Origin of the sequence: Telluribacter roseus (assembly GCF_017355915.2) — a bacterium.
In the GTDB taxonomy this organism is placed as follows: Bacteria; Bacteroidota; Bacteroidia; order Cytophagales; family Spirosomataceae; genus Telluribacter.
In genome coordinates this window covers 396375-412493 of record NZ_JAFEUV020000002.1, presented here as the reverse complement: position 1 = coordinate 412493, position 16119 = coordinate 396375, and the positions used below count along the sequence as shown (strand labels likewise).

Here is a 16119-nt window from a genome sequence, read left to right as displayed (position 1 = left end):
AGGAATATGGCCGAAGCCTATATCTACGATGCCGTCCGTACGCCCCGGGGCCGGGGCAAATCCGACGGCTCGCTGCACGACGTGCAGCCCGTACAGCTACTTACTACCGTACTTAAGGAGATCCGGGACCGCAACCAGCTCGATACCAGTTACGTCGATGACATCATCATGGGCTGCGTAACTCCCATCGGAGAGCAGGGCGCTGACATAGCCCGCACCGCCGCCATCGAAGCCGATTACGCCGGTACCGTAGCCGGAGTACAGATCAACCGCTTCTGCTCCTCGGGGCTGGAGGCCATCAACATGGCCGCCGCCTATATCATGTCCGGGCAGACGGACCTGATCATTGCCGGCGGGGTAGAGTCTATGTCACGGGTACCTATGGGGGCCGACGGAGGAGCCATTTTTATAAATCCCCAGATCATAGCCCGTAACAGGATTGTCCCCCAAGGTATATCGGCTGACATTATCGCCACCCGCTGCGGCTACTCCCGAACGGATGTAGATACCTACGCCGCCGAGTCGTACCGCCGGGCAACGGAAGCCCAAAAAGCCAGCCGCTTTGCCCGCACGATGATCCCCCTGAAGGACGACCTGGGCATTACACTACTCGACCATGACGAGGGCGTACGCCCGGATACTACCGTAGAGTCGCTGGCAAAACTGAAGCCGGCCTTTGAAGCGCAGGGGCAAATGGGGCTCGATGCGCTGGCGCTCATGAAGTACCCCGACATGAACCATATCAACCACGTACACCATGCCGGCAACTCGTCCCAGATTGTCGACGGCGCGGCCGGTATGCTTATCGGCAGCCGGGAGATTGGTGAGCAACTGGGCCTGAAGCCCCGGGCACGTATCAGGGCCTTTGCCGTAGTAGGCTCCGAGCCCACCATTATGCTCACCGGTCCGGTACCCGCTACCCGCAAGGTACTTAAGCGGGCGGGTATGTCCATCAGCGACATTGAGGTGTTTGAAGTCAACGAAGCCTTTGCGGCCATACCCATGTACTTCATGGAGCAGCTCGGCATAGACCACGGCAAGATCAATCCCAACGGCGGAGCCATCGCACTGGGGCACCCGCTGGGCGCTACGGGGGCCATTATATCAGCTACCCTGCTTGACGAAATGGAACGTACCGACAAAGCCGTCGGCCTGGCCTCACTGTGCATCGGAGGCGGTATGGGTATCGCTACCATCTTTGAACGGGTAAACTAATCCTTTCAGCTTCAAAAAATACAAACCATGGCAATTGATTATGCTATAGACCGAGGTGTAGCAATCATCTCCTGGAATATGACCTCCTCCCCCATGAATGTACTGAACGACGAGTCCATTCCGGAGTTTGAGGCGGCTCTCCAAAAAGCGTACGACGACACCGAAGTAAAGGGTATCATTGTTACTTCCTCCAAACCCGAATTTATCGCCGGGGCCGATCTGAAAATGATCCTGCGTAATCAGGATAAGGATCCCAAAGAGATGCTGGAAGTCTCGGCCGGCCTCAACCGCCTCTACCGCCGGATGGAAACCTGCGGCAAACCCATAGTTGCGGCTATCAACGGTACAGCCCTGGGTGGAGGCTACGAGGCCTGCCTGGCCTGCCACTACCGCATCGCTCTCAACAACCCCAAAACCAAGATCGGGCTACCCGAAGTAAAGCTGGGGCTGCTGCCCGGCGGAGGGGGTACCCAGCGCCTTCCCCGCATGATCGGGATGCAGGCTGCCCTGCCCCTCATGCTCGAAGGCAAAGACGTAACTCCCCAGGAGGCCGTAGGTATGGGGCTGGTAGACGCCATCGCGGCTACCAGCGACGAAATGTTAGAGAAAGCCCACGAATGGATAGCTGCGAATCCACAGCCGGTAAAGCCGTGGGACCAGGTGGATAAGAAAACCGGACGCATAGTAGGCAAAGACAACTATAAAGTACCCGGTGGCAATGTACAGAGCCCGGTAGGGATGCAGACCTTCATGGTAGGTACCGCCATGATGATGGATAAGTCCAAAGGCAACTATCCGGCTACCCAAGCCATCATGTCCTGCGTGTACGAAGGCCTGCAGGTCAATATAGACCGTGCCCTGATGATTGAGGCCCGGTACTTTGTCAAAGTGGCTACTTCCAAAGAGGCGGGTAACCTGATCCGGACCATGTTCCTGGGACTTAACGAAGCCAATAAGGGAGCGAGCCGTCCTAAGAATATTGATAAAACGGAGGTCAAGAAACTCGGTATCCTGGGTGCGGGTATGATGGGGGCGGGCATTGCCTACGTGTCGGCCATGGCGGGTATTGAGGTAGTACTCAAAGATGTAAGTACCGAAGCCGCCGAAAAAGGCAAAGCCTACTCACGGCAACTCCTGGAAAAAGCCATCAGCCGGGGCAAAATGGACCCGGCAAAAGCCGAAGGCATTCTGAGCCTGATCACCCCTACGGCAGACTACAACGACCTGCAGGGCTGTGAACTAATTATAGAAGCGGTATTCGAAAATCGGGAGCTCAAGGCACAGGTGACGCGGGAAGCCGAACCTATGCTGGCCGAAAGAGGCGTATTTGGCTCCAATACCTCCACCCTGCCTATTACCGGACTAGCCGAAGCCTCGGCCCATCCGGCCCACTTTACCGGCATCCACTTCTTTTCACCGGTAGATAAAATGATGCTGGTAGAGCTGATCGTGGGCAAGCAGACGTCCGACTATGCGCTGACCGTGGCCATTGACTATACCCGTAAGATCCGTAAGACACCCATTGTGGTCAATGATTCGCGGGGCTTCTATACCTCACGCTGCTTCAGTACCTACACGTCCGAAGGCATGGAGCTGCTGAAAGAGGGAGTCAATCCGATACTGATTGAGAATGCGGGCAAGCTGGCCGGTATGCCGGTTGGTCCCCTGGCTGTTACGGATGAAGTAGCCCTGGACCTGGTTTACAAGATCTCGGGCCAGGCGGTCAGGGATGGCGTACTTACCGAGGATGACACCGCCTACCAGATCAGCCGCAAATTTGTAGAACTAGGACGTACGGGCAAGAAAGCCAGGGCCGGATTCTACGAATACCCCGAAGGAGGTACCAAGTACCTATGGTCCGACCTTTCAGAGTACTTCCCGGTGTCAGCAGAGCAGCCCACGCTGGATGAAGTAAAGAAACGGCTGCTGTACCGTCAGGCCCTCGAAGCCGTACGCTGCTACGAAGAAGGAGTAATACGTACCCGACTGGATGCCGACCTGGGATCTATACTGGCCTGGGGCTTTCCGGCCTATACCGGAGGAGCCCTTTCTTTCGTAGACTACATAGGCACGCGCACCTTTGTGGAGGAATGTGACCGCCTGGCGGATACCTACGGCGAGCGCTTCCGCCCCACCGAAAAGCTCCGGCAGGCAGCCAGCAGTAACGAGAGGTTCCTCCAGCCATCCTGAACTGCCACAGCCTGAAATTTACTTAGAGCACTAACCTTATGAAAGTCGTCACTGCCCCCAAAAGTGACGACTTTCTGTTTGTACGCAGAACCTCTACCGCCAAAAAGCGTACATAAATCTGGGACTTGCTCCTCAAAATACCGTAAACACGGTATTGACACACCGACTAGTATACGTCTACCTTTGTATCAAGCCTTACGTCATATATACCGCACCATGATCAAACTCTAATCTTTTCCACGCATTATCCCCACCCGCTTATGAACACCTATACACACACTATTTCCAACTATCCTGGTAAGCATCACCGCTTACCTTTTCTCTTTGAGGACATAGTGCGTCTGGAGGGAGAAGGTAATTATACCGCCTTTACACTCATCGGTGGAAAACAATATATCACATCCCGTACGCTACGATTCTACGAGGAGATGCTCCCAAGCAGCTTTGTGAGGATCCACAAAGGGTGCATTATCAACATTGCCTACCTCGAGAAGCTCTGCATCACTGAGCGCCTGGCTCAGCTGGCAGACGGAAGCGCCATGAGCATAGCCCGCAGGCGCTGGCCCCAGTTCAGAGATCTGGTGGAGAAACAATACCGCAACTCTATCCCGTAACGATCATCTCGGCTACCTGCCGCCCCGTCAGCATGGCGGCATTCAGAGAAGGATAAGCCGTATAGTCTCCACAACGGTATAGTCCTTCTCTCACACGTAGCTCTACGGGCTGGCTTCCGGCTCCGTAGCGGACCAGCGCATCTTTCACATAGTACGTTTTTAAGTACTGCCACTGAAGTACCTCATCCCCAAACCACCCCCGTAGTACCTGCCGTATGGCCGCTTCGGATACTTCCTGATCGGGTCGTCCGGGTACCTGAGTACTTACCGATATAAGTGCCTTCCCCGCTGGTGCGTAGGAAGGTACTACATCACTTAATACCGCCACATGATGGACCGCTGAGTCAACGGCCGGATTAAGGAGCAGCAGCCGCTGGGAATGGGGGGAGCGGTCAGCGGCAAAGTACGTACAGGTAGTCGTGTTGAACTGACGGTCTGTAGGCTGCCCGAGCAGATGGTCAGCCGAGCGGGCATCGGTAGCCAATACTACCTGCTCAGCCCGGATAGCATCACCATTATCAAGGTAAACCATCTGCCCATCGATTCCTCTGACGCGCGTGTTCAACCGTACGGAGCCGGTGGGTAATCGGGCCGCTACCTGCTCCGGGATCGCCTGCATACCCGTCGCCGGTAGCGCCGCCTCGCCGTCGTAGAACTGCCGGAATACAAACCTGAAAAAATTACTGGATGTAACGAGCCCGTCTTCCAGGAAGATTCCACCAAAAAAAGGCCGGAAAAACGTATCAATCATCTGGTCGCTCAATCCCTGTTCTTTCAGATAGTCCAGCGTACTCGGTCCCTCCTCCCGAAAGAAATCCTGCGTAGTAGTGTCCGTACCTACTATATCCTTTACTAATTTGACAAGCCGTAGCTTATCGGCCAGTGATCCTATCGGGGCTTTGATACTCTCCCAGATAAATTCCGGATCCCGCCGCGGGTCGGCTACTTCCATGAAGTCATTGTCATAACGGATAGCCGCTCCCGAACGAAACTTCCCCAGCTGCAGAGCAGGATAATCGAGCAGCCGCCGGGTCTCGGGGTAGGCAGTGATCAGTATCTGAAAGCCCCGATCCAGACGAAATCCATCCACCAGATCGGTCCTTATCCGGCCGCCTACGGCATCCGCTGCCTCCAGTACCAGGCAGGCTATTCCCGCCTGGTTGAGATAGTGGGCACAGGTCAGGCCGGCCATACCGGCCCCTATTATGACTACAGGATAGGACGTTTCCATGTTACAGACGGTGATAAGCTTACTATAATATAATATTTATAAGAAAATTCTAATGAAGAGTTGGGGAACGTAGAGTCATTTTCATAAAAAAATAAGTAGCTTTGTATCCCCCCGGAATGCCTTAGAACATAAGTCCTGCCCCTGGATATATATAATTGTATAATAGGGTATATAGGTAAAAAAACCTATCTTCAGGTCTTTATTACGTTCAGAAAGACATCTTTTCAGTAACTTATGGTGTAAGCTTCTTGTTGGGAGTTATCTGAGTCAGAGCCAACATTTTTAGAGAGACTATCGTACAGAATAGCCTGGTAGCTATCAAGCGGTAAGTCGATAAACTTTTTACCAATCAGTAGGAATGAAATACAAAGTACACGTAGAAGGTGATTTTAGATATATTGACGAAGGCCAGGGCGAAAATCTCCTGCTGCTACACGGTTTGTTCGGCGCCCTGAGTAACTGGGACGGCGTAATTGACAACTTCTCGAGTCGCTACCGCGTTATTATACCGGTACTCCCTATCTATGAGCTTCCTCCCCGCAAAGCCGGGCTTGAGGCACTGCTGGAGTTTCTGGAGAATTTTCTGGCGGCCAAGAATCTAAAAAATCTGACTCTGCTGGGTAACTCACTGGGAGGGCACGTAGCTCTGCTATACACACTTAAGAACCCTGAGAATGTCCAGCGTCTGGTACTGACGGGCAGTTCCGGGCTATTTGAGAACTCAATGGGGGGATCTTTCCCCAAGCGTGGCAGCTACGACTACATCGCTGAGCGCGTCTCGTATACCTTTTATGATCCGCAGGTGGCTACCAGGGAACTGATTGATGAGGTGTTTGAGGTAACGTCCAGTATCGCCAAGTGTATGAGTATAGTAGGCATTGCCAAGTCGGCCCAGCGCCACAACCTGGCCAAGGAGCTGGACAAGATCAGGATACCTACGCTACTTGTATGGGGCCTCAATGATACCATTACGCCTCCTTACGTAGGACACGAGTTCAATCGGCTCATCAAGGACTCGGAACTTCACTTTATAGACAAGTGCTGCCACGCCCCCATGATGGAGCACCCCGAGAAGTTTAATCGCATACTGGAACAATTTCTGAAGAATCATACGTTAGTAGAAGTAGCATAATAATGCTGCTACCATATAGGAAGGGCCGCATGCGGCCCTTTTTTTTGTGGCAAACTTTTTTAGAAGTAAATTTGATAGTAACCCATTTTTTTTTAGTTTTCGAAAAAGACACTCATAGACTCTTATGCTCGCAGCTACTCTTATCAATCCGATGATACCCACGCTTAAACTCACTGACGCAGTGAGCACGGCGCTGGATTGGATGGAGGAGTATGAGACAAGGCAGCTTATAGTAGCCGAAGCAGATGAGTACCGGGGAATTGTATCAGAGGAAATTTTGCAGGATGTACTTGACGACTCTCAGCTTATATCTGAGGTAATCAGGCAGCATCAGGAGGTATTCGCTACCGAAGATCAGCATATATATGAGTTACTCCGCCTGGCCAATCAGTTCAGACTGAAAGTGATTCCTGTCCTTCACGAGGATAATACGCTGGCCGGCACCATCCTGGTAGGTGAGCTACTGGGTCGCTTTGCGGATGTGCTGGGTGTGCAGGAGAAGGGAGCAGTACTGGTTCTGAAAGTAAACGAGCGTGATTACTCCCTGTCCGAAATAAGCCGACTGATCGAATCCAACGGTACTAAAGTTATCAGCAGCTACTATACAACGTCTACCACTTATAACTCCCCGGAAGATTCGCGCCTGACCCTTAAGCTCAATCGTACCAATATTACCCCTATTGTAGCGACGCTTGAGCGCTTTGGTTATGATATCCGTGAAGCGCACGCCAATGACCCCATAGAAAATGTAGATCAGGAGCGGCTTGATATGCTTCTGCGGTACTTGGCCACGTAGTAGTTCCAACGAAAGTACCACAAAGTTTTTCAATTAGGTTTATTGTGCCTTATCTTTCGGTTGGTTTAAGGAGTCATCTTCCTTCCGTTGTATGAAAATAGCTATTCACGGACGTAACTTCACCGAATCGGCTCGCCCTTTTATTCAGTCTCTGTTTGACGACTTATCGGCAAGGCAAATCGACGTGCAGCTCTCCGCTGATTACCGGATCATCCTGGACAACATTGGTATAGCGCATAAAGTATCGCAGGTATACGAGTCTCCCGAAGCCCTTTTCGACGCTGATTTTATTTTCAGCCTGGGCGGGGATGGTACCCTGCTCGATGCCGTTACTCATGTAGGTGCCCGTCAGATTCCCATTGTTGGGATCAATGTAGGGCGTCTGGGTTTTCTGGCGACTATTTCTCCACCGGAACTCCCCTCCCTCATTGCTACCATCGAGGCCGGACTCTTCCGGCTGGACCACCGCTCGCTGGTGTGCGTGGAAACCGACGAAAATCTGTTTGGGAGTATCAACTTTGGCCTGAACGACTTTACTATTACCAAAACTGATACCTCTTCCATGATCACCGTGCATGCCTACATGAACGGTGAGTTCCTGAACTCGTACTGGGCCGATGGCCTTATTATCTCTACCCCTACCGGCTCTACCGGCTACTCGCTCAGTTGCGGAGGCCCCGTGCTGGTACCCCAGACCCAGAGTTTCATTGTTACGCCGGTAAGTCCGCATAACCTCAACGTACGCCCTATGGTAGTAGAGGATTCGGCTGTGCTGAGCTTCGATGTCAAAAGCCGGAGTGGCAGCTTCCTGATCTCGCTGGATGCCCGCTCGCAGGTCGTTAACGAAGGTACCCGCATCAAGGTCCGGAAAGCCGACTTCGTGGCCCGGCTCGTAAAGATGACCGACGACAGCTTTTTTAATACGCTCCGAAACAAGCTATCCTGGGGACTGGATATGCGTAATTGATCCGTATGTTTTTGTACTGAGGGCAAACATCCGTTGGCAGGATGACTATATTTGCTTTACCCTGGCCGGGGTCGCTCCGCGGAGCTGACTCTATTACCCATACGGATCATGCAGCTACTCTTTCATACTTTTGACTTACACCTCAAGCACACCTTTACCATTGCCCACGACTCCCGGGATGTACAACCCACCCTGATCGTCGAACTACGGGAGGGTGAGTTAAGCGGACTGGGTGAAGCAACTTCCAACAAGTACTACGGGATCACCATCCAGAGCATGACAGACGCGCTGGAGTGCGTACGCCCTCTGGTCGAAAGCTACGCCTGGGGTACGCCCGAAGAGCTATGGACAGCGGTACATCCCCACCTGCGGGATAACCCCTTTGCCCAGTGTGCTCTGGACGAAGCGGCCCACGATCTGTTTGCCAGGCAGCAAGGTAAGAAGCTGTACGAGTTGTGGGGACTGCAGCCAGACCATAATCCCATAACCGACTACACCATTGGTATTGACTCCGTAGATAAAATGGTAGCCAAAATGCAGGAGATGCCCTGGCCCCTGTATAAGATCAAGCTGGGTACCGACGACGACCTGCGCATCGTGCGCGAGCTACGCCGCCATACTACGGCTACCTTCCGGGTTGATGTCAACTGCGCCTGGACCGCCGAACAGACCATCCGGTACTCGCACGATCTGAAAGAACTGGGCGTTGAATTCATTGAACAGCCTCTCCCGGCCGCTGACCACGAAGGGATGAAGCAGGTATATGCCGAAAGCGCGTTGCCCATTATAGCAGACGAGAGTTGTATCGTAGAAAGTGACGTAGCCCGGTGCCACGGCCTGTTTCACGGAGTAAACGTTAAACTCACCAAATGCGGTGGCCTTACCCCTGCCCGCCGCATGATCGCTCAGGCGCGAGAGTTGAGTATGCAAACCATGGTAGGTTGTATGAACGAATCCAGTGTAGGGATATCAGCCATCGCGCACCTGCTCCCCCTGCTCGACTACGTTGATATGGACGGTACCTTACTCATCGCCAATGATCCGGCCCGGGGCGTAACGTTTGACTACGGGCGGATCATCTACGCCAGTGAAAATGGGACCGGAGCCAGACTAACCACCCAGGTACTATGAACAAGATCTTTACTATCCATGAATTACCCGGCCGCACCGTACCCTTAGAGGACGGCAAACGCTACCTGTGGTTCAGTGGTACCGACTACCTTGGTATGGGACATAATCCCATTTTGAAGCAGTACCTGCAGGAGGGTATGGACCTCTACGGAACGCACTTTGGTAGCTCTCGCAACAACACCCTTCGCCTGGCGGCCTACGAAGAAGCCGAGTTGGCACTGGCCCAGTTTACCGGAGCGTCCTCAGCTTTGACTGTATCATCGGGTATGTGGGCAGGGCAACTGGTGATGAAGTACCTTGAAAACAGCGGGACCACCTCCGGCTCCTCAGCCAGGTACTACTTTGCCCCTTGTGTGCATCCGGCCCTCTGGGGAGCCCGCTACCAATCCTCTACGTCATCCTCCTGGACCGAATGGGCCCAAAGTACTGTACAAGCCATACAAAGAAGTGCCGCCGACTGGGTACATGTTATCTGTACCGACTCCATCGGCTCCCCCTGGGTGGAGACGTATGATTTCTCCATCTTTCAGCATCTGCCGACCGATCGGCCGGTGTGGCTAGTGGTGGACGACTCACACGGGCTGGGGGTACTAGGCCAGCAGGGACGAGGTATATTTACCCAACTACCCCAGCTTCCTAATGTACATACCGTAGTAGTTGCCTCGCTTAATAAAGCGATGGGGATACCGGCGGGAGTGATTCTGGCAGAAGGAGCTATTATTCAGGAGATACGCAGCCTACCGTGGTTTTCGGGAAGTTCGCCCAGCGCTCCGGCTTATATGCACGCTCTTACCTGCTTGCTGCGCAGCGACGAGTATCCCAAAGCTCACCAGCAACTGCTGGCAAATGCCCGGTACTTCTCTGGAAGAGTCCGTTCAGAAGGTCTATTTGTTCAGTATGATGATTATCCGGTTTATTGCAGTCGTGACGTGAAGCTGTACGAACATCTGCTCAATCATGATATCTTATCAGCCTGCTTCCCCTATCCCCGTCCCACCGATGAGCCGGTCGTGCGGGTGGTGATCAGCGCTTTTCATCAAAAAGAAGACCTCGACCGGTTGGCCGAGGTCTGTAGGACTTTCAGTAGTTAAATCTCAACTACCTGATCTTATAGCTTAGTCAGATTTTTCTCCTCCTCCAGCTTGGCCCTTTCTACCCGTCCTGATACTACTATACTCACTTCGTACAGGAACATCAGTGGCAGCGCTACCAGAATCTGGCTGTAAATATCCGGTGAAGGGGTAATAATAGCGGCTACGATCAGGATAACGATCCAGGAGTGACGACGGTACTCCCTCATAAAGCTCGGGGTAAGTATACCTACTTTTGACAGTACGAACACCACTACCGGCAGCTGGAAAGCAACCCCACACGCCAGTGTCAGCGTAGCTACAGTTCCTATGTAAGAACTAATACTGAACTCGTTAATGATAGACTCGTCGAGCTGGTAGTTGGCCAGGAAGTTGATGGCAAGCGGTGTTACAATAAAATACCCAAAGAACACGCCCGAGAAGAACAGGAAGGTAACGTAGAACACCGCTCCCCGGGATGCCCTGACTTCGGATGGCTTAAGACCTGGCTTAATGAAGCGCCATATTTCCCAGAAGGCATAGGGGAAGGCAAAGATCAAACCGGTGATGATGGCCGAGGTAAGACCCATTGTAAACTGATCGCCTACGCCAATACTCTGAATCTTGAAATTAAGCGCCTTGATACATAACCCCTCAACCCCTACGGCATCGCCTAGCTTGCAAAGCATCCGATACGTCCAGAAGTCGGCCTTACCAGGAGCCAGAATGACATAGCGATATATTTCTTTAATGAATATATAAGCAATAATCGCGAAGACAAGTATGGAACCAACAGCACGGATCACGTGCCAACGCAGTTCCTCCAGGTGCTCCAGGAAGGTCATTTCAGTACCTTCACCTTCTTCCAATTCTTTTTCAAATTCCTGATCAAGAGCCATATTTCAATATATAATACCGCTAAACGGTTAATTCCAAAATTTCTAATATACAGGTAGTAATAACCGCCGAAATTAATTAAAAAATCCAATAGGTAGACGAATACACGGTGAAATAGCTAGGTAACACCTCTGCATCAACCATGCTACCTACGATTGATCTTTCTCTAACGATCGAATTGCGGAGCTATTTTTCTGTAAAATAAACAAATACGCGGCCAGGACCAAAAAAGGGCGAAACTGACCGCTTCGCCCTTTTGTACATTATCTTAAATGTATAGTATCTACTGGTACTAGATGTAAAGCGGGAATTGCTTCATCCACTCATTTACCTCCTGCTTCACCTGAGCCAGTCTGGTATCGTTGTCGTGGTTCATCAGTACCACGTCAATCAGATCCACGATACGCTCCATGTCCGTCTCCAGCAATCCGCGGGAAGTCATAGCGGCAGTACCTACGCGCATACCTGAGGTTACCATAGGCGATTTGTCGTCGAAAGGTACCATATTCTTGTTGATCGTGATGTCCGCTTTGATCAGTGTATTCTCGGCTAGCTTACCCGTCAGATCCTTTGAGCGCAGGTCGATCAGCATCAGGTGGTTGTCAGTACCGCCGGAGATGATCTTGTACCCTCTGTCTACAAATGCCTTAGCCATAGCCTGGGCGTTCTTCTTCACCTGCACGGCGTAGTTGTAGTACTCGTCGCTGAGTGCTTCGCCGAAGGCTACCGCTTTGGCCGCGATAATGTGCTCCAGAGGGCCGCCCTGTGTACCGGGGAATACACCCGAGTCGAGCAGTGACGACATAGTACGTAGCTGCCCTTTGGGAGTGGTGATTCCGTAAGGGTTCTCAAAATCGTTACGCATCATGATCAGACCACCGCGAGGTCCGCGTAGGGTCTTGTGCGTAGTAGTAGTTACGATATGACAGTGCTCAAGCGGATCGTTCAGGAGTCCTTTGGCAATCAGACCCGCCGGGTGTGAGATATCAGCCATCAGCAGGGCTCCAATCTGATCAGCGATAGCACGCAGACGTACGTAGTCCCAGTCGCGGCTGTACGCCGACGCACCACAGATCAGAAGCTTCGGACGCTCGCGCAGAGCGGTTTCTTCTACTTTATCCCAGTCGATCAGACCTGTCTCAGGCTCTACACCGTAGAAAATAGGCTGGAAGTACTTTCCTGAGATGTTAACGGGTGAACCGTGCGTCAGGTGACCGCCGTGCGCCAGATTGAAGCCCATGATTTTATCACCCGGGTTGAGGCACGCCAGGAACACCGCTGTATTGGCCTGAGCACCTGAGTGAGGCTGTACGTTAGCCCAGGTAGCACCGAAGAGTTCTTTGATACGATCAATCGCCAGTTGCTCAATTTCATCGACAACTTCACAACCACCGTAGTAGCGCTTGCCGGGAAGACCTTCGGCATATTTGTTAGTCAGGACACTGCCCGCAGCTTCCATGACCTGCTTCGAGGTAAAGTTCTCGGAAGCGATCAGTTCTATACCCGATTCCTGGCGGTGTAGTTCTCGGTTGATCAAGTCAAATACCTGCGTATCGCGGGCGACGGTCGTGAGAGTAGACATGAGATTTCTGTAAAAATGTGATAGTAAGCAATAAAGGCACAAAAATACAGTCTAATTTAGTAGGAAAGAAATACCTGAATAAATCTTTCCTGCGTCACCTATTTTGATCCGGAAAATTGATCTTATTGTAGTTGTAATTGACTTCTATTTAAAGAAAAAGTTATTTTTAAAAAATTTTAAATATTACTCAAATTCAGTAGTACCTTTGCGCAATTGACTTGTACATCTACAAATTACACCTATACCCTTTCATAAATAACATCTTCATGGAGCCACAAACCTTAAATCCGGAATCAATCCTAATTCCAACGGCAAACAATGCCCCTGCCCAATCGAGCGGCCGCATTGGTCAGCCTATTACCTACGAGAAAATCCCGACGCACATCTATGCCAGCTCGAAGGATGCCTCCAGCGCGGTAGCCCGGGAAATAGCCGAACTGATCCGCCAGAAGCAACGCGAGGGTAAGCCCTGCGTACTGGGTCTGGCAACAGGTTCATCTCCCAAGACCGTATACGCTGAACTGGTGCGTATGCACCGTGAGGAAGGACTTAGCTTCCGGAACGTAATGTCGTTCAACCTGGATGAGTACTACCCTATGCAGCCGGACTCTATCTATAGCTACCATCGCTTTATGAAGGAGCAGTTGTTTGACCACGTAGATATCGATCCTGAAAATTTCTTCGTACCGGATGGTACCGTTCCGGTAGAGCAGCTGCAGGAGTACTGCCGCTCATACGAAAATAAAATCAATTCGGTAGGTGGACTTGACTTCCAGCTACTCGGTATCGGGGGCAATGGCCACATTGGTTTCAATGAGCCTGGTTCACTTATCAACTCCCGCACCCGCCTTATTACACTCGATCACTCGACCCGTGCCGCTGCGGCTATGGAGTTCGGTGGACTACCTCAGGTACCTCGTAAAGCGGTTACAATGGGAGTAGCTCCTATCATGAGTGCTCGCCGTATTGTACTGCTGGCCTGGGGTGAGCGCAAAGCTCAGGTGATCAAAGGGGCAGTAGAAGGCGCCGTTACGGAGCATAACCCCGCCTCCTATCTGCAGGCACATCCGAATGTAACGTTCGTTCTGGACGACCGGGCCGCTTCTGAGCTTACCCGTGTCAAAACACCATGGGCGGTAGATACCGTAGTATGGGACAACCGGATGATCAAAAAGGCCGTGACGCACCTGTCGAAGATCCTGAACAAGCCTATCCTTAAACTCATAGACAAAGACTACAACGACAACGGTATGAGTGACCTGCTCGCCCAGTACGGTGCCGGCTATGAGATCAATATTAATGTATTTAATCAACTACAGCATACCATCACCGGCTGGCCGGGTGGTAAGCCCAATGCCGACGACACCAATCGTCCGGAGCGGGCCGAACCAGCCAGAAAGCGGGTACTTATATTCAGCCCCCATCCTGATGATGATATCATCTCGATGGGAGGTACCTTTCAGCGTCTGGTAGACCAGGGACACGAGGTACACGTAGCGTACCAGACTTCGGGTAACATCGCGGTAGCCGACGACGAAGCACTACGTTTTATTGACTTCGTAGTAGACTTCAACGACCGCTTTGATATCGAAAGCAATGAGGTAACCCAGTTGTTCCAGGACGCCAAGGAGTTCCTGAAGCATAAGAAAGACAGCCAGATCGACACCCCCGAAGTACGTCACGTAAAAGGACTGATCCGTCGTGGGGAGGCTAAGGCTACCTGCCGCTTTGTAGGTATCCCGATGGAGCAGGTTCACTTCCTCGACCTGCCTTTCTACGAAACAGGTACGGTACAGAAGAAGCCGCTCGGAGAAGAAGATATTCAGATTATCGAAGCTCTGATCGACGAAGTACAACCTCATCAGATCTACGCAGCCGGCGACTTTGCTGACCCCCACGGAACGCATAAGGTATGCTGGGATGGTATTGAGGCAGCCCTTAAGCGGTCCAAGCATAAGGACTACATGAAAGACTGCTGGATATGGCTGTACCGCGGTGCCTGGGCTGAGTGGGATATCGATGAGATCGAAATGGCTGTACCTATGAGCCCCGACCAGGTACTCAGAAAGCGGATGGGTATCTTCAAACACCAGTCGCAGAAAGACGGCGTTGTATTCCAGGGAGAAGATTCACGCGAGTTCTGGCAGCGTGCCGAAGAGCGTAACCAAGGTACTGCCAAGCTCTATGATGATCTGGGACTAGCTGAGTACGAAGCGATGGAAGCTTTTGTACGCTGGCATGTGTAATAAGAAAGATTGATTTAATAAATATATGAGAAAGGCCCGTGAAAGTTTCCACGGGCCTTTCTCGTATAGATCTATAAAAGCATTAGGCTGCGCCAATTAGCTAACGCCTAAGCACCTAATCCCTAATAGGCTACCTACCCTACTGTATTGGTAAGGGTACCGATGGGCTCAATGGTAATATGAATCTTATCGCCCTGCTCCAGCGTAAAGTCGGATGGAGGAATAATACCCGTTCCGGTCATGAGGTAGGCCCCCTGCGGGAAGGTAGTTTCGCGGAACAGGAAGCCGAGTAATTCAGTTGGCTTACGCTTCATCTGTTCCAGCGTTACCTCACCCCGAAAGGCCTCTTCTCCTCCCCGGAGAATAGTGAGCTCGATCAGCGTATCCGTTGCAAGGGGCTCCTTCGTCACGTACAGACAAGGTCCTAGCGCCGCGCTTCCGTCGTAGGTCTTGGCCTGAGGCAGGTACAGCGGGTTTTCGCCTTCTATACTGCGTGAGCTCATGTCATTCCCGATGGTGTAGCCTACCAGTGTACCCGACGAGGTAGCGAACAGCGTCAGCTCCGGCTCGGGTACGTTCCAGGTAGAATCGCGTCGAATACGTACGGTACCATAGTCACCCACAACCCGGGCTGCCGTAGACTTGAAGAACAGCTCCGGCCGATCCGCATCGTACACCCGGTCGTAGAAGCTACCTCCGCCGGCTTTCTCCGACTCTTCCATCCGTGCCTCGCGGCTCCGGTAGTAGGTGACTCCCGAAGCCCACACTTCCTGCGTTCCAATAGGCGGCAGCAGCTCGGGCATGGGTGAAGCATCGGTAAAAGGCAGTAGTAATAGACTCTCCGTCTGGGTAATGAGCCAGTCGTAAAGGTTATCCCGGTTGACAACTACATCCCAGTTGGTTTCGTGCAGACGATAGAACTGGTCCTCTTTTTCTAATAGTATTCCGTGGTGAGTGCGGTAAAGTTTCATGTATGATAGTATTAAATCTTTTTTTATCAAAAGTATCCCCCACTACCCTTTTACTCCCTGCTCTCCCGCATCAGCTC

13 protein-coding genes are annotated in these 16119 nt (G+C 51.9%); 9 read left to right on the top strand and 4 right to left on the bottom strand.

Annotated elements, in window-relative coordinates; all coding sequences use genetic code 11:
• The first annotated feature begins 6 nt into the window (after positions 1-6).
• The 3 genes from JTN23_RS05020 (at position 7) to JTN23_RS05010 (ending at position 4019) form a co-directional block, all read left to right on the top strand.
• Positions 7-1215 carry an acetyl-CoA C-acetyltransferase gene (locus tag JTN23_RS05020; protein ID WP_247232829.1) on the top strand — a complete coding sequence of 403 codons (1209 nt, stop codon included), beginning with the start codon at positions 7-9 and terminating at the stop codon, positions 1213-1215.
• A 27-nt stretch (positions 1216-1242) separates the two neighbouring features.
• Positions 1243-3405: a 3-hydroxyacyl-CoA dehydrogenase NAD-binding domain-containing protein gene (locus JTN23_RS05015; RefSeq protein ID WP_247232828.1), complete on the top strand. Its 2163-nt coding sequence runs from the start codon at positions 1243-1245 to the stop codon at positions 3403-3405.
• 260 nt (positions 3406-3665) lie between these two features.
• On the top strand, positions 3666-4019 hold the full coding sequence (locus tag JTN23_RS05010; protein WP_247232827.1) for a LytR/AlgR family response regulator transcription factor: 354 nt from the start codon (positions 3666-3668) through the stop codon (positions 4017-4019).
• On the opposite strand, the gene JTN23_RS05005 is transcribed toward JTN23_RS05010, so the two are convergent.
• Positions 4009-5250, bottom strand: coding sequence for a protoporphyrinogen/coproporphyrinogen oxidase (locus tag JTN23_RS05005; protein ID WP_247232826.1), 1242 nt, complete (start codon positions 5248-5250; stop codon positions 4009-4011). The two genes, JTN23_RS05010 and JTN23_RS05005, sit on opposite strands and share 11 nt — an antisense overlap.
• Before the next feature lie 358 nt (positions 5251-5608).
• Between JTN23_RS05005 and JTN23_RS05000 the strand changes: the two genes are divergently transcribed.
• From JTN23_RS05000 to JTN23_RS04980, 5 genes are all read left to right on the top strand, one after another.
• Positions 5609-6382 carry an alpha/beta fold hydrolase gene (locus tag JTN23_RS05000; protein WP_247232825.1) on the top strand — a complete coding sequence of 258 codons (774 nt, stop codon included), beginning with the start codon at positions 5609-5611 and terminating at the stop codon, positions 6380-6382.
• A 124-nt stretch (positions 6383-6506) separates the two neighbouring features.
• On the top strand, positions 6507-7178 hold the full coding sequence (locus JTN23_RS04995; protein WP_247232824.1) for a CBS domain-containing protein: 672 nt from the start codon (positions 6507-6509) through the stop codon (positions 7176-7178).
• A 91-nt stretch (positions 7179-7269) separates the two neighbouring features.
• Positions 7270-8145: an NAD kinase gene (locus JTN23_RS04990; RefSeq protein WP_247232823.1), complete on the top strand. Its 876-nt coding sequence runs from the start codon at positions 7270-7272 to the stop codon at positions 8143-8145.
• 108 nt (positions 8146-8253) lie between these two features.
• Entirely contained in the window at positions 8254-9276 is a 1023-nt protein-coding gene (locus JTN23_RS04985; protein WP_247232821.1) for a dipeptide epimerase, read from the top strand.
• Positions 9273-10367 carry an aminotransferase class I/II-fold pyridoxal phosphate-dependent enzyme gene (locus JTN23_RS04980; protein WP_247232820.1) on the top strand — a complete coding sequence of 365 codons (1095 nt, stop codon included), beginning with the start codon at positions 9273-9275 and terminating at the stop codon, positions 10365-10367. Before JTN23_RS04985 ends, JTN23_RS04980 begins: the two co-directional genes overlap by 4 nt.
• A gap of 17 nt (positions 10368-10384) precedes the next feature.
• On the opposite strand, the gene tatC is transcribed toward JTN23_RS04980, so the two are convergent.
• Complete coding sequence (tatC, locus tag JTN23_RS04975) at positions 10385-11245, bottom strand: twin-arginine translocase subunit TatC (RefSeq protein ID WP_247232812.1); 861 nt, start codon at positions 11243-11245, stop codon at positions 10385-10387.
• A 290-nt stretch (positions 11246-11535) separates the two neighbouring features.
• Entirely contained in the window at positions 11536-12825 is a 1290-nt protein-coding gene (glyA, locus tag JTN23_RS04970; RefSeq protein ID WP_247232811.1) for a serine hydroxymethyltransferase, read from the bottom strand.
• A 266-nt stretch (positions 12826-13091) separates the two neighbouring features.
• On the opposite strand from glyA, the gene nagB reads away from it, so the two are divergent.
• Entirely contained in the window at positions 13092-15071 is a 1980-nt protein-coding gene (gene nagB / locus JTN23_RS04965) for a glucosamine-6-phosphate deaminase (RefSeq protein ID WP_247232810.1), read from the top strand.
• 134 nt (positions 15072-15205) lie between these two features.
• Here nagB and JTN23_RS04960 read toward each other — a convergent pair whose 3' ends face one another.
• On the bottom strand, positions 15206-16042 hold the full coding sequence (locus JTN23_RS04960) for a fumarylacetoacetate hydrolase family protein (RefSeq protein ID WP_247232809.1): 837 nt from the start codon (positions 16040-16042) through the stop codon (positions 15206-15208).
• Between the last annotated feature and the right edge of the window lie 77 nt (positions 16043-16119).